The 14677-nt window shown below is 44.6% G+C and carries 11 protein-coding genes; 9 read left to right on the top strand and 2 right to left on the bottom strand.

Annotated elements, in window-relative coordinates:
- The first annotated feature begins 4 nt into the window (after positions 1–4).
- Both phrB and ACQEXP_RS05955 read left to right on the top strand, forming a co-directional pair.
- The gene (gene phrB, locus ACQEXP_RS05960) at positions 5–1435 is read left to right on the top strand and encodes a deoxyribodipyrimidine photo-lyase (RefSeq protein ID WP_426968786.1); all 1431 of its coding nucleotides are present in this window, start codon (positions 5–7) and stop codon (positions 1433–1435) included.
- A complete protein-coding gene (locus ACQEXP_RS05955) occupies positions 1425–2330 on the top strand; it encodes a L,D-transpeptidase family protein (protein WP_269375112.1) in 906 nt (301 codons plus the stop codon). Before phrB ends, ACQEXP_RS05955 begins: the two co-directional genes overlap by 11 nt.
- A 53-nt stretch (positions 2331–2383) precedes the next feature.
- Here the strand turns inward: ACQEXP_RS05955 and ACQEXP_RS05950 are convergent, their stop codons facing one another.
- Complete coding sequence (locus ACQEXP_RS05950) at positions 2384–2632, bottom strand: Lpp/OprI family alanine-zipper lipoprotein (protein ID WP_006880552.1); 249 nt, start codon at positions 2630–2632, stop codon at positions 2384–2386.
- Positions 2633–2976: 344 nt separating this feature from the next.
- On the opposite strand from ACQEXP_RS05950, the gene ACQEXP_RS05945 reads away from it, so the two are divergent.
- Positions 2977–4320 (top strand): DEAD/DEAH box helicase, encoded by a 1344-nt coding sequence (locus ACQEXP_RS05945; protein WP_269375111.1) that lies wholly within the window; start codon positions 2977–2979, stop codon positions 4318–4320.
- Between the two features lie 116 nt (positions 4321–4436).
- Here the strand turns inward: ACQEXP_RS05945 and ACQEXP_RS05940 are convergent, their stop codons facing one another.
- A complete protein-coding gene (locus ACQEXP_RS05940; protein ID WP_426968784.1) occupies positions 4437–6080 on the bottom strand; it encodes a methyl-accepting chemotaxis protein in 1644 nt (547 codons plus the stop codon).
- Positions 6081–6431: 351 nt separating this feature from the next.
- On the opposite strand from ACQEXP_RS05940, the gene ACQEXP_RS05935 reads away from it, so the two are divergent.
- From ACQEXP_RS05935 to ACQEXP_RS05910, 6 genes are all read left to right on the top strand, one after another.
- Positions 6432–7253, top strand: coding sequence for a phosphate ABC transporter substrate-binding protein (locus tag ACQEXP_RS05935; protein WP_269375109.1), 822 nt, complete (start codon positions 6432–6434; stop codon positions 7251–7253).
- 102 nt (positions 7254–7355) lie between these two features.
- Positions 7356–8285 carry a phosphate ABC transporter permease subunit PstC gene (gene pstC / locus ACQEXP_RS05930; protein ID WP_269375108.1) on the top strand — a complete coding sequence of 310 codons (930 nt, stop codon included), beginning with the start codon at positions 7356–7358 and terminating at the stop codon, positions 8283–8285.
- A gap of 50 nt (positions 8286–8335) precedes the next feature.
- The gene (gene pstA, locus ACQEXP_RS05925; RefSeq protein WP_269375448.1) at positions 8336–9199 is read left to right on the top strand and encodes a phosphate ABC transporter permease PstA; all 864 of its coding nucleotides are present in this window, start codon (positions 8336–8338) and stop codon (positions 9197–9199) included.
- A gap of 51 nt (positions 9200–9250) precedes the next feature.
- On the top strand, positions 9251–10000 hold the full coding sequence (gene pstB, locus ACQEXP_RS05920) for a phosphate ABC transporter ATP-binding protein PstB (RefSeq protein ID WP_138970583.1): 750 nt from the start codon (positions 9251–9253) through the stop codon (positions 9998–10000).
- 246 nt (positions 10001–10246) lie between these two features.
- Positions 10247–10795, top strand: a complete 549-nt coding sequence (locus tag ACQEXP_RS05915) for a hypothetical protein (protein ID WP_426968782.1) — start codon at positions 10247–10249, stop codon at positions 10793–10795.
- 26 nt (positions 10796–10821) lie between these two features.
- Complete coding sequence (locus ACQEXP_RS05910) at positions 10822–14655, top strand: beta strand repeat-containing protein (RefSeq protein WP_426968780.1); 3834 nt, start codon at positions 10822–10824, stop codon at positions 14653–14655.
- The last annotated feature ends 22 nt before the right edge of the window (positions 14656–14677 follow it).

The raw sequence follows: 14677 nt of genomic DNA, 5'->3' as shown, positions 1-14677 counted from the left end.
AACGATGAAGTTAGTATGGCTACGTAGAGACCTGCGTGTCGAAGATAACCGCGCCTTGAACTTAGCATTAGCATCAGGCCACCCTGTTGCAGCCATCTATGTTGCAACACCTAAGACTTGGCAGCGTCACGGCTTGGCACCTATTCAGGCAGACTTGATCTTTCGCCGCTTATTCGAATTGCGCAATGACCTCGATTTACTCAATGTCCCTCTATTCTATGCGCAAGTAGAGACGTTTACACAGGCTGCAGAGATAGTGGGTGAGTTGGCACAAGCTAACTCAGTGAGCGGCGTTTTCTACAATAAGGAGTATGAAGTTGACGAGCGGAACCGCGATTCGTATTTAGAACAGCAACTGAGCGATTTAGATATCGACGTGATCGGGGTTGATGACAAGTGTGCGTTGAAACCGGGTAGTGTGCTCAATAAACAAGGGGACTACTTCAAGGTTTTTACCCCGTTTAAACGCGCGTATCTTACCAAATTGTACCAACAGCCCATTAGCGTATTGAAAGCAAAGTCTGCCGACAGCAAAGCTGAGCTTCAATCCCTAAATGGTATAGAACGGTTTTCGCAGGCTTGTGCTCTAGATTATCCTCGTGTGTGCAGTGACAGTTACCCTGTGGAAACCAATGCTATCATTGGTCAACTTCGTCGCTTTGTTTTTGAACGTTGTGATCAGTATGATCAGCAAAGGGATATTCCATCCATCAATGGCACCAGCATGCTATCTCCCTATTTAGCTATAGGGGCGTTATCGATACGTCAGTGTATGGCCCGTCTCCATGATAGTCAGACATTGCCACTCAGCGCGGGAAGAGAAGTTTGGCTAAGTGAATTAGTCTGGCGCGACTTTTATCAGCACCTGATCTACTTTGAAGATAAGTTGAGTAAAGGCAAGAGTTTTGTTGAATGGGGAGACTCTCTTACTTGGCGAGATTCAGCCAGCGCAGTGATAGCTTGGCAAGCAGGACAAACAGGCTATCCCATTGTTGATGCCGCAATGAGGCAGCTCAACCAGACTGGCTGGATGCATAATCGATTAAGAATGATTGTGGCCAGTTTTTTAGTCAAAGATCTGCATCTGGACTGGCGTGTCGGCGAGCGATACTTTATTTCGCATCTCATCGACGGTGACTATGCTGCCAACAATGGTGGCTGGCAGTGGTGTGCTTCTACCGGTTGTGACGGTCAGCCCTATTTCAGGATCTTTAACCCCATTTCTCAGGGAGAAAAATTCGACCCTCAAGGCGACTTTGTTTACCAATGGATTCCTGAGTTAGCCAACGTGCCTCGCCAGTTTATCCATCAACCTTGGAAGTGGAGTAAAGCAAAGGAATTGTCATATCCGTCACCAATAGTTGATCATAAGACCGAAAGAGAGATAACCTTAAGCCTTTATAAAGATGCTAAGGACAATGTGAATGGTACGTAAGTTTATCGCGTTCTTTTGTTGTATAAGTTCGCCTTTATTTGCGGCTACTTACGACTTGCCTGCAAAAGAAAGCAGTATAGTAGGCAGAACTCAATATCATAAGGTGCAAGAAGGTGACACATTGGCGAATATCGCCAAGCAATACGATGTTGGTTTTCTATCTCTTATGGCTGCAAATAAGGGGGTAGATCCTTTTCTTCCCACTATAGACTACGTATTGACTATTCCGACCCAAATCATTTTGCCTAATGTTGAACGTCAGGGAATCGTGATCAACTTAGCCGAGTTACGACTCTACTATTTTGAACCTGAGATCAATAAGGTACATATTTTCCCTGTCGGCATTGGACGTATAGGTCGTGATACTCCTGAAATGGAGACCAAAATCAGCCAGAAACGTCCAAACCCTACGTGGACGCCACCAGCATCGATTCGAAAAGAGTACCTTGCTAAAGGCATCGAGCTACCAGCGGTTGTTCCTGCCGGACCAGAAAACCCACTAGGAGAATATGCATTACGCTTGGCCTATGGTGCAGGAGACTATCTAATTCATGGTACCAACAAAGATTTTGGTATCGGACTTAGAGTCAGTTCAGGTTGTATTCGTATGGATCCGAAAGATATCGAGTGGTTGTTTTCGCAGGTTCAGTTAGGGGAGAAGGTACGTGTGATCAATGAACCTATCAAGGTGGCATTGGAGCCAGATCGAAGTGTGTTTCTTGAAGCTCATGAGCCTTTGACTCGTAGTGATGGCATCAAAAAACCTTTAATCATGCCGCAAGAACTGACTTGGTGGTTGGAAGAATTTGATCAATCGGATGTTAAGGCACGAGCCGCAATCCTTGCTCAAAACGGTGTTCCTGTCGAAATCGTCGCACCAAGCTTTATCAACTAAAGAACAAAAAAAGAAAGGGTCTGCATGCAGACCCTTTCTTTTAAAAGACGTAATTACTTAGTGTAAGACTGAGCAATGTTGTCGATACGCTCATTTGCACGAGCTGCTTCTTCTTGAGCTGCCATAGCCGCATCACCAGACTTACGAACTTCTGATTGAAGAGCTTGAACGTCTTGGCTTAGCTGGCTTACTTGATTGCTCAGTTCATCCATTTTCGCAGTAGTAGCTTCGTCTGGACCAGACGCACAACCAGCTAGTAGAAGCACAGAAGATGCTGCAGCTGCGATCAACATTTTGTTCATAAGTGAACTCCTTGCATGTATAAGTATCAATAAAATGTCCTATACCTTTTTGTGTATAGTAACGTCAATTAGTGTAGCCCTAATTTTACGCTTCCAAAAGCCAGAAAAAGTCAAAAAAACCCAAGATTTTAGGTAATTATCGAATTAGTTGACCCACGTCTCATTGGTGAGAGCAATGAATGTAAGGCAATAAAAGTGATACTTTTGTCGCATTAGTGACATTCGAGATTATTTTATGTGATCTCTATCCTCCTTGTGCGAATCCAGTTATCATAGCCTGTTTTTATTAATTCCCGTGTTGTAAGGCTCCATCATAAGCTTCGCCTGCGACACTTAATGATCAAATGGAGAATACTTTGCAATTTAAAGATTTAGGTTTAGACAATCGCTTACTCAAGAACTTAAAGCATTTTGACTTTAAGAAGGCGACAGAAATACAGCAACAAGCGATCCCGGTCGCGATTGCAGGTAAAGATCTGTTGGCTTCTTCGAAAACGGGTTCTGGTAAGACGTTGGCTTTTGTTTTGCCTATGTTGCACAAGTCATTAAAAAACAAAGCATTCTCTGCAAAAGATCCTCGCGCAGTAATTCTCGCACCAACACGTGAGCTGGCAAAACAGGTTTACGGCGAACTACGTTCTATGCTGGGTGGCCTGACCTACGACGCGACTCTGATCGTTGGTGGTGAGAACTTTAATGATCAGGTGAAAGCGCTACGCCGTTACCCTAAGTTCATTGTTGCAACGCCAGGGCGCTTAGCCGACCACTTAGAACATCGTTCACTGTTCTTAGATGGACTTGAAACACTTGTTCTTGATGAAGCAGACCGCATGCTTGACTTAGGTTTTGCGCCTGAACTGCGTCGTATTCACCTCGCCGCTAAGCATCGCCGTCGTCAAACTCTCATGTTCTCTGCCACACTTGATCATGCTGAAGTGAATGACATCGCTTTCGAAATGCTTGATGCGCCAAAACGCATTGCGATTGGTGCAGGTAGCGCAGAGCACACAGATATCACTCAGAAGTTTTACTTGTGTGATCACTTAGATCACAAAGAAGCGATTTTAGAACGCATCTTAGAGCAAGAGAATTACAAGCAGTTGATTATCTTTACGGCGACGCGAGCCGATACGGAAAGACTGACTGCCAAGCTGAATGAGAAAAAGCTTAAAGCGATTGCGCTTAGCGGTGGCTTAACTCAGACTCAGCGCAATACGATCATGAGCCAGTTTGAACGTGCAGTGTTTAAGATTCTTGTGACAACCGATATTGCTTCTCGCGGTTTGGATATTGCTAACGTTACGCACGTGGTTAACTTTGATATGCCGAAACATACTGAAGAGTATGTTCACCGAGTCGGCCGTACTGGTCGTGCAGGTAATAAAGGTGACGCAGTTTCTTTGGTTGGGCCAAAAGACTGGGATAGCTTTAAGCGTGTAGAGGCGTTTTTACAGCAAGATTTAGCATTCTCTGAGCTTGAAGGGCTGAAAGGTAAATTTAAAGGCTTACGTCCTAATAAACCCGATTATCGTGGAAAAGGTAAGTCTGCGAAGAAAGCGGCACCACAAGCCAAGAAAGCAGCCAAGAAACCCGTTAAACGCGATAAGAGCTTCCATCAGAATGTTGCTGTGGGTGATACGGTATTCATTCCGAAAAAGAAAGTCGCACCGAAAACAGACGACGAATAAGCCGTCAGATAACAAGAAAATGTCACGAAAAAGGGTTGCCGTAATGGCAACCCTTTTTGATTGTTCACCACCCATTCTTTGGTGGTGATTATCACTGCGTTAGGGCAGTGTACTTATTAGACTTTAAAGAAACCAAGTTGCTGCTTTTGGTTTTCTGCAAGGGTTGAGAGTTCTTGGCTCGCCGCCGCAGACTGAGTAATACCCGTCACGTTTTGGCTTACTAATTCATAGATGTTGCCAAGATTTGTATTGATGTCAGCAGTGACTTGACCTTGCTCTTCAGAGGCGACAGCCACTTGTGCATTTAGCGTAGTGAGTTCAGAGATAGACGTACTAATGTTGTGCAATGCACTACGAACTTGCTCAGCTTGTTGCTGATTCTGTGCAAGTAGCTCTAAGCTTGAACTCATGCTGTCGTTTGCAGTACCTGATTGTGTTTGCAGCTCTTCAATGATGGTCTGAATCTCTTTCGTCGATTCTTGAGTACGTGCGGCTAGCATACGAACTTCGTCAGCGACTACGGCAAATCCACGCCCACTCTCGCCCGCACGCGCGGCTTCGATTGCAGCGTTAAGAGCCAGTAAGTTGGTTTGCTCAGAAATGCTTTCAATTACTTCAATGACTTTACCAATCTGCTCAGATTGTTCTTTAAGATTAGTGACTACGTTTGCAGCTTGGGCCAGTTGATCAGCCATCTTGATGCTTGCACGAGTGTTTTGCTCAAAAATCTCTAGACTTTCACGAGCCAGTTTATTTGCACTGCTTGAGGCGGCATCCGCTAAGTTAGCATTTTGTGTTACTTCCGCAGCGGTGGTTTCCATTTGGTTGATCGCCGAAGCGACTTGCTCAACTTCATTCTTTTCTTGATCTGAGTTCACGCTTGATTGAGTCATTACCGCTGCGAGTTCCGTTGACGCAGAAGCCACATCAACACTGATTCTAACCAGTGAGTCTACTGTTGTTTTCAGTTGAACAACTGTCGCATTAAAGTCGCGCGACAGTGCAGTAATTTCATTGTTGCCTTCTTCAGCTACAGTGACACGTAAATTGCCTTCAGCCAGTTCTTTCATTGCTTTCTGAAGTTGCTTAATTGGTGTCACGATGACGCCAGCAAGTAGCCAGCTGATTGCGCACGCGGCCAATAGAACAATAGCCAATCCTACAACCGAATTGAACATGACGCCTGAGTGAATCTGTTCATTCTGTTCCACTTCTGCGAGAGCAAGCTGGTTGAGCTTTTTCGATAGGTTGTCGATAGCTTCTACCATCTGTTTACCTTTATCACGGTAGATGCCAGAAGCTTGATTGTACTGGTTATCAAAATCACTTGAGGTCACAGATTGACTGTGTTTTTTGTTGAGTAACGGAATCATCGTTTCTATCGAATAGCTAACGTAATCCTCGATAGCGAGTTCCATTTGCTCGATCTCACGCTGAAGACCGTCTATATCACGCAAATTATCGAGTAGGCGTAGATTCTCTGTCTGTTTAGTGCGAAGCGTTACTTGTAATTGCGCAACATCTTCCGCGCGGAACAGGCTGTAGATCGCCTTGATGCGCATTCCGTAGGTATTATCAATAATTCTAGTCAGCTCATCTTTGTGCTGAATAACATCATTGGTAGAAACGGTCACTTGGTTAAAGGCATGTTTAAGGGTTGAAGTGCTGTAGCTGATGCCTGCAATAAGGAGCAGTATTGTAAATACTACAGGCACAACAACTTGCAGCTTGATAGATAAGCCACTTAATAACTGGCGCATGAATAGTCCTCTTCTGATAAAAGATATTTATTATATTTGTTTGATAATCATTCTAATTTGCATTATTGATAATGCAATCGATAATTCGCGCTATTGTAAAACATTGCACGGCGCAGGGTCACTAAGGAATTATATTATTTAACATAGCCTTACAGGATGTTGCTTGGTTTGTGTGAGATGGTACTTATGTTTGGTTAACCTAGGGTTACAATTTTATTTTGAGCATTGAAAGATTTTCACCTTTGTCATAGAGGCTTCAACTAAGTGAAACACAACTGTCATATTTGAGTCCTAAAGTGGGCAGCGTTCAAGTGAAACACAACGGCAATAACGCCACTTAAGGATAATGTGATGAAAAAGACAGTAATCGGTGCAATCGCACTTCTAGGCGCAATGGCAGTGACTTCAGTTTCTGCTAAGGAAACGATCTCTGCTGTAGGTTCTAGCAGCGTAACTCCACTGATGGAAGTTTTCTCTGAAACATACATGAAAACAAACCCAAACATCTTTATTGAAGTACAAGGACCTGGTTCTTCTGCGGGTGTTAAAGCGGCCAAAAATGGCAGCGCGGATTTAGGCATGTCTTCGCGTAACCTAAAAGATTCTGAAAAAGAGCCAGCTCTTAAAGAATTAACAATCGCGCTAGACGGCATCGCAGTTGTCGTTAACCCAAAGAATGGTTTAGAAAAGTTAACGGGCGAACAAGTAACGGCAATTTATAAAGGCGAAATCACTAACTGGAAAGATGTTGGTGGTGCAGATAAGCCAATCGTTGCGATCACTCGTGATACAGCATCTGGCACACGCGGTGCTTTCGAAGACATCATGCAACTTAAGAAGAAAGTTTCTGGCAAGAAAGTTTCTGCAATCTCTCAGCGTGCACAAGTGGCAAACGGTAACGGTGCACTAAAAACAATGGTTGCTTCAAACCCTTACGCAATTGGTTACATCTCTTTGGGTACAGTAGACAACACAGTCAATGCACTCGCAATCGATGGCGTAGCGGCAAATGTGGACAATGTTAAGAACGGCTCTTACAAAGTTGCACGCCCATTCCTAGTTCTTTACAAAGACGGTAAACCATCAGCAGAAACTCAAAAGTTCCTAGATTGGATGGTGACGCCTGAAGCACAAAACCTAGTAGACAAAAAAGGCTACATCTCAGTTAACTAATCTCAGTTAGCCACCCTTAACTTTGCTCAGCCCACTTTTTCGGGCTGAGCGTTTTCAATCCATTTCGACTCTGCTTTGCAGTTCGAACTGCGAGATTTTCATATGACCATCGCAAATAGTGAAAAGCTTATGAATACTGAATTGACTCAATTGAATAAGCCAGGTCTGCGCGCTAAAAAGCGTGTGGATTGGAAAGAACGAATTTTCCACGGACTATTTCTTACCAGTGCGGTTATCGGTATTGTCTCTCTAGCGGTTATCGCTTACTTCATCGTTAAAGAAAGTATCCCTGCGTTCCAAGAAGCGGGTGTTTCGGGCATCGTTCTCGGACAAGACTGGTTACCACCTGCACTTTATGGTGTGGCAACCATGATTGTCGCATCTGTGGTTTCTACGTTAGGTGCGGTTGTGGTAGGGGTTCCTATCGGTGTTTTAACGGCAATCTATATTGCTGAAATTGCACCAAAGCGTGTGGCGGATATTATTCGTCCAGCGGTAGAGCTGCTCGCGGGTATTCCTTCGGTAGTTTATGGTTTCTTTGGTTTGGTCATCATCGTTCCACTGATTCAACAAATCTTTGATGTGCCCGCGGGTAACACGATTTTGGCGGGTATTATCGTACTTGGTGTGATGATTCTTCCTACTGTTATCACCGTATCTGAAACGTCCATTCGTGCGGTTCCACGTACCTACAAAGAAGGTTCATTAGCACTTGGTGCGTCGAAAATATTTACTATTTTTAAGCTATTAGTTCCAGCTGCGCGTAGCGGTATTATGACAGGTGTGATCTTAGGTATCGGCCGAGCGTTAGGTGAAACAATGGCGATCATCATGGTGATGGGTAACGCGCCCGCGATGCCAGAAGGTATTCTCGATTCCGCACGTACACTGACCGCTAATATTGCAATCGAAATGTCTTACGCAAGTGGTGTACACGCCAACGCTCTATACGCTACAGGTGTTGTTCTACTGGTATTTATTATGTCTCTTAATGCCGTTCTGCTTTACCTGAACCGCGAGAAGGCGAGGTAATAATCATGTCTGCTATTAAATCATCACCTAATCAGTCAAAGGTCTCGCAAATGGACACTGCAAAGCTGAAAAAGGCGCGTCAGACAAAAGATAATATCTTGAATGCTTTTGTTTGGGCTTCTGCCGCACTTACCGTTGGATTCCTGTTTTGGATTATTTGGTACATTCTGTCGAACGGACTAAAGCACGTAGATTGGGCATTCATTACCGATATCTACACCGCAACGGGTGAAGAGAAAGGTATTTTTCCTATGATTGTGTCGACCATATATATGGTCATCGCATCTATCGCTGTAGCTGCACCACTTGGCATTATGACCGCTATCTACCTAACTGAGTATGCCAAAGTCGGAAGTCGCCTAGTTAAAGTGATTCGTTTCTGTACCGAGTCATTAGCCGGTATACCATCGATCATCTTTGGTCTATTTGGTATGACATTTTTTGTGGCGATCCTTGGTTTGGGTTTCTCGATTCTCTCGGGTGCGTTAACGCTAAGTATTCTTATTCTTCCGGTGATTATCCGTACTACGGAAGAAGCTCTCATGGCAGTGCCTCAAACTTATCGTGAAGGTTCCTATGCACTGGGGTCTTCAAAAATTTACACTATCTGGCGTCTTATCTTACCAAGTGCGACACCAGGTATCTTAACTTCGGTCATTCTGAGTATTGGTCGTGTAATTGGTGAATCTGCGCCTGTTTTCTTAACCGCAGGTATGGTTGCGCGAATCCCTGATTCTTTACTCGATTCGGGACGCACGCTGACGGTTCACCTTTATAAGCTAACTACCGAGCTGTTCACTATTGATGAGTGGAATCAGGCATACGGTACAGCGACAGTGCTGATTGTTGTGGTCTTACTGATCAACACGGCAACGAAATTTATTGCGAGCCGCTTTAATAAAGCGACGTATTAGCCCTTTCAGCACAAGTTAAACACGAATTACAGAATTTAAGAGATTAAGAAAATGAACAAATTTAATATTGAAAACCTAGATCTTTTTTATGGTGAAAACCAAGCTCTAAAATCGATTAACTTACCTGTACCAGAACGTCAGGTAACGGCGCTGATTGGCCCTTCTGGCTGTGGTAAGTCAACATTGTTACGCTGCCTTAACCGTATGAACGATTTGATTGAAGGGGTTAAGATTACTGGTCGTCTAGAGATGGATGGCGACGATATCTACGGTAATATCGATGTTGCAGACCTACGTATAAAAGTAGGAATGGTATTCCAAAAGCCAAACCCATTCCCAATGAGCATCTACGAAAATGTCGCTTATGGCTTACGCGCTCAGGGGATTAAAGACAAAAAGCATATTGATGAAGTGGTCGAACGTTCATTGCGCGGCGCGGCGTTGTGGGATGAAGTGAAAGATCGTCTGAAGTCACATGCGTTTGGCTTATCTGGTGGTCAGCAGCAGCGTCTTTGTATCGCACGTACTATTGCGATGGAACCTGATGTTATTCTGATGGATGAACCTACTTCAGCCTTAGACCCAATCGCGACGCACAAAATAGAAGAGTTGATGGAAGAGCTGAAAAAGAACTACACCATTGTTATCGTGACTCACTCAATGCAACAAGCGCGTCGAATCTCAGATCGCACGGCCTTCTTCCTCATGGGTGAACTTGTCGAACACAATGATACGCAAATTATTTTCAGTGAGCCAAAAGACGACCGCACAAGAGGTTATGTCAATGGTGACTTCGGTTAACCAGTTACTGGCACAAAAATTATAACTATAAGCGATGGAACTTTGCCCCTCATTTGAGGGGCTTTTTTATGTCTTTAAGAAAGAAATGACTGTTTCACATCTGTCTCACCTGTCTCACTACACTGTCTCATGTGAGACTGATATATGTGAAAAATTTTCCTAACACTTTGATTTTTAGCTGTTTAATTTTTGGCATGAGCGTTGCTCTTCCTAATGTGAATCCGAATTGGCTTCAGGTTAGGGATAATGCAAAAAGTAATTCTGGTAATAACAAGTTTATTTAGCCTTCAACTCTCGGCACAAGATTTAGTCACTTTAGGTCCGTCCACTTTTCAGGGGGCGGAAGGGGCTATTGCTGTCAATATCGCTGCTGGTGAACACAATATTCAAAGCAGTAACTTCATCTACTCTGCACAGGGTGGTTATGAGTTAACTATTGTCTCTGCAACACAAAGTTCAGAGATCTCTCATTCAGCTTCCGCATCAATTGAATCAGGCGCATTCGATAATGCTGGAGGTTATATCAGTGCCAATCTGGCTGCTGGTAAAAGTAATCAACAGCATAACGTCATTATCTTCGCGCCTAGTTCGTATGCGCACTGGGAAGCAACGGATCTGAGTTCTCAGTCAGCTGAGATCTCTGATAGAGAAATTTCAGAAAATAACCATGACCTTTCAGTAGAAATTGCTCCACTCGCTCTTAACGGAGCGAGCGGAGTTATTCAAATGAGCCAAATCGCCGGTAGTGGCAATACCGTGCGCAATACATTCCAAATGCCAACAACCATAAATTAATCTCAATGAAATGAGGAAAAAACACCATGGAAAAACAATGGAATAAGGTACCGCTAGCGGTAATCATCGGAACGATCCTTTCTGCACCTGCCTATGCAGATGGACTTGAAGTGGAGGCCAATAATTTGCAGGTCTCCGCGGACAACTGGGTGGATGTAAAATTTAATGCTCCAGGTATTGCCGATTCGGGTATCACCAATAATGCCTCATTAAGTAGTGGTGCATTTGATGATGCGAGAGGTGTTGTGCATTCAAACGTTGCTGCGGGTTTTTATAATCAGGGCAGTAACCAAGCTTCTATGGGGACGCGAGATGAAGGAAATATAGATCGCGCTGCTTCAGTTAGAGCAGGTTCTGCGCAAGCCAGCAGTGGTGAAAACCTAACTATGAAGAAGGACTTTGGTGGAGATAATGACAACAGTGCAACTTTAAATGGTGCGTTTAAGGAAGCGAAAGGCATTATCGGCACAAACATTGCCGCAGGTATTTCAAACTTGCAAACCAATAACGTTGCTATGGGTAATGCAGAAGATGCTAGCGAACTAACATTGATAGCAGCCTCTGAACAAACTCTTGGATTTGCACGCACTAAGGGTGGGGATGTCGAAGGAAATACGATTAATTCACTAGGTGCAGATAACGTTGCAAAAGTTCAGGGTAATGCTTTTAACCAGGCTAACGGTGTTGGTGGAGCCAACGTTGCTTCAGGAATGGCAAACCAACAAGCTAACTCAGTAGCGTTGGCTAACTTTGTGACCGTTGGTTCAGGTGACCCTTCTGAAGGTGATGCGGCCGCAAATATAGGTGAGACATTAGGCGTCGATGGACTACCAGCGAATACGAACAACAAGCAACCTTTAGATAACCAAACTGAAGTCACAAAGGTTACTCTGACATCAAAGGGTAAACAGAGTTTGGATGGAAATAGTGTGACTGTTGATGGCGACCCGCATCAATTCCAAAACAATACTTCGCTGATCGATAATGTATTTAACGCAGTAAAAGGCATTTTCGGTCTTAACGTGGCTTCTGGTGATCTTAATGCACAAAGTAATAACGTTTCCTTAGGCGTAACGGCTTTGCCAGATCCAGATAATGGTAGTTCAGTTAATGTGAATGCACTTGCTGATCAGAGTGTTCAGAACAATACGGTAAGCTATACCAACAATGGTGGAAATCGCAGTAACCCATCAACCAATGATGCCACTATTTCGAGAAGCTTTGTTGGTGCCAATGGTATAGTCGGTGCTAATGCTGCTGCGGGACAAAATAACGCGCAAACCAACAATGTTGCGGTTGCTGTGACTGAGCCTAACGGCAATGGTCCTGTTGACGCGGTGAGTGTCGTCGCATCATCAAATCAATCGGTATCGTCCAATACATTAACTCAGACGAAAGACCGTAGTCTTGGTCAAGTGACTAACAATGCCACGATTAACAATGGTTCGTTCTCAGGTGCTCAAGGTATTGTAGGCGCTAACGCTGCTGCTGGTCAGTTCAATGCCCAGTCTAACCAAGTGAGTGTCGCGTCTGTTGCTGGTTGGATTGACTCGCAAGCTGATACTAGTGGAGTCGTTAAGGCTAGCTCTGAACAAACAGTTTCAGGCAACGGAATGGCGACGAAGGACTCTGGTAACTACGAGGCGACTTCAAATGCGACACTAACTGGTAATGCATTAGACAATATTACCGGTATTGCTGGTGCGAATATCGCAGCAGGCCAAGGCAATGCTCAAACAAATAATGTTGCAATGAGCAGTGCATATGGTGATGTTGATTCATCAGAAGTTGTGGCGCAAAGCAAACAAAATGTGACTCAGTCAGATATTGCACCAGATAGTGATTCAGATTTAACGTCAAGCGCTACTATTAAATCCAACTTCTCTAGTGACGTATCAGGCATTATGGGTGTCAATGTGGCTTCAGGTCAGTCCAACGTCCAATCAAATAACGTCGCGTTGGCTTCGTATAACGATCAGAATGAATCTACAGCAGATGTTCTAACAGTTGAAGCAACCAGTCAGCAGTCAGTGAGTTCAAATGATGTCTTTGCTAGTGGTAGTGGCTATATTGATAACAACGCATCAATTGACAAGTCGTTTAATGGTGGTGTCAGTGGTGTTGTTGGTGTGAACGTCACTTCGGGTCAGGCTAACGCAGCAAGTAACAACGTTGCACTTGGGCTATATGCAAGTAAGCAGAAAGACGACTCTCAGGGTGACTTAATCAAAGCCAAAGCGAGCTCAGAGCAATCGGTTGTAGGTAATACTAATGAAATCGGTGCAGGTAGCGAAGCTCCTATCAGCAATACAGCGTCAATTACGGGCTCATTCACTAATGGAGCATCTGGCGTGGTTGGCGTGAACAACGCAGCAGGTCAAGGCAATGCTCAAGCGAACAACGTCGCTATTGCTTTAGATGAGTCATCGGATGATGGTGCGGGGGCTGGCTCAGTTATCGCAGCATCAAATCAGAATGTCATCAGCAACAACACAGTTTCAGATATCGAAGAAGGCATTGCGGTGTCTAACCAAGCGACGCTTGCTGGTTCATTTACGGATGTCTCGGGTGTCGTTGGAGTCAACTTGTCATCAGGTCAAACTAACGCGCAAGCTAACAATGTTGCGATTAGCAATGGTTCCGGCGGTGGTGAGACAAACCCATTCTCTAAACAGAACGGTATTGATACAACATCAAGCTTTAGTGGCGTACTTGCGGCAAGCGTCCAAGAGATCGACGGCAGTGATGTAACGTTAGGAGCTAGTAATTCTGTTTCGGAAAACGTTGCGAAGCTTACTGGTTCGTTTAGTCAAGCAAGTGGCGTAATTGGTGCTAACGTGACAGCGGGACAAGCTAACGCGCAATCGAACAATGTGGCGATGGCAGCTGACGGTCAATCCGGTGCGCAAGATGGAACATTAGCAGCGGCGGCAGTAAGTCTGCAAGAGTTCGATGAAGTGGATGTATCTCTGGGAAGTGGTTTCGAAAACAGTGCAACACTGAGTGGATCGTTCAATAATGGTACGAAAGGAATTGTTGGCGCGAACGTGTCTTCTGGTCAGGCAAACGCTCAAACCAACAACGTAGCACTTTCTTCAAACGATGGTCAGCCATCAGTAGCAGTTGCTGGTAGCGCTCAGGTTATTGGTGCGCAGCTAAATGGTGCAGGTACTGGTAATACGGGTACCAACAATCCAATGACTGTGACTAACGAGCTGTTTGCAAGTAATGCTGAGCTGTCGAACTCATTTGAAGACGCGAAAGGCATCCTAGGTGTCAATATAGCTTCTGGTCAGTTAAATGCTCAGGCAAACAATGTTGCGGTTTCAGTAACGGGTACAAATGCAGGGGCTCCTACTGGCGCAATCAATGTTCAAGCCGCGGTCATTAATGAAGTAAATTACAACGCCACAGGTGCATATACAGCAGTACTTGGTAGTAATGCATTCAACGGTGCGACTGGCGTAATTGGTACCAACATGGCAGTTGGTGTAGCAAATGGCCAAAGCAACAACGTTGCAATGCAAATTGCAGATGGCAATACCTCGGGTCCTGCAGTGGCAGCGAACATCCAAGGCTCGTTTGCTAATGGAGCTGCGACCAGAACGACAACGGGCGCAGTCAATGTAGACGGCATGGCTGAATTCGCTGGCCTCGCTGTTGAAAGTGTGCAGCTTAGTAAGTTTGCTGTGTCTGATAACGGTATTGGTACTAACAGTAACTTGGTCAGCGTAGGCAACACAGCGACAATCAAAAACAGTTACAACGGTGCTAAAGGCGTTATCGGCGTTAACGTAGCGTCAGGCTTAGGTAACTTGCAAAGCAACAATGTTACGCTTGTCGCCTCTCGCGGCAACTAACGACATGGTGTAAATATCGAAA

The sequence above is a fragment of the Vibrio sp. TRT 1302 genome, from assembly GCF_050113875.1.
Classification (GTDB): domain Bacteria; phylum Pseudomonadota; class Gammaproteobacteria; order Enterobacterales; family Vibrionaceae; genus Vibrio.
This window is presented reverse-complemented; position numbering and strand designations above follow the sequence as displayed.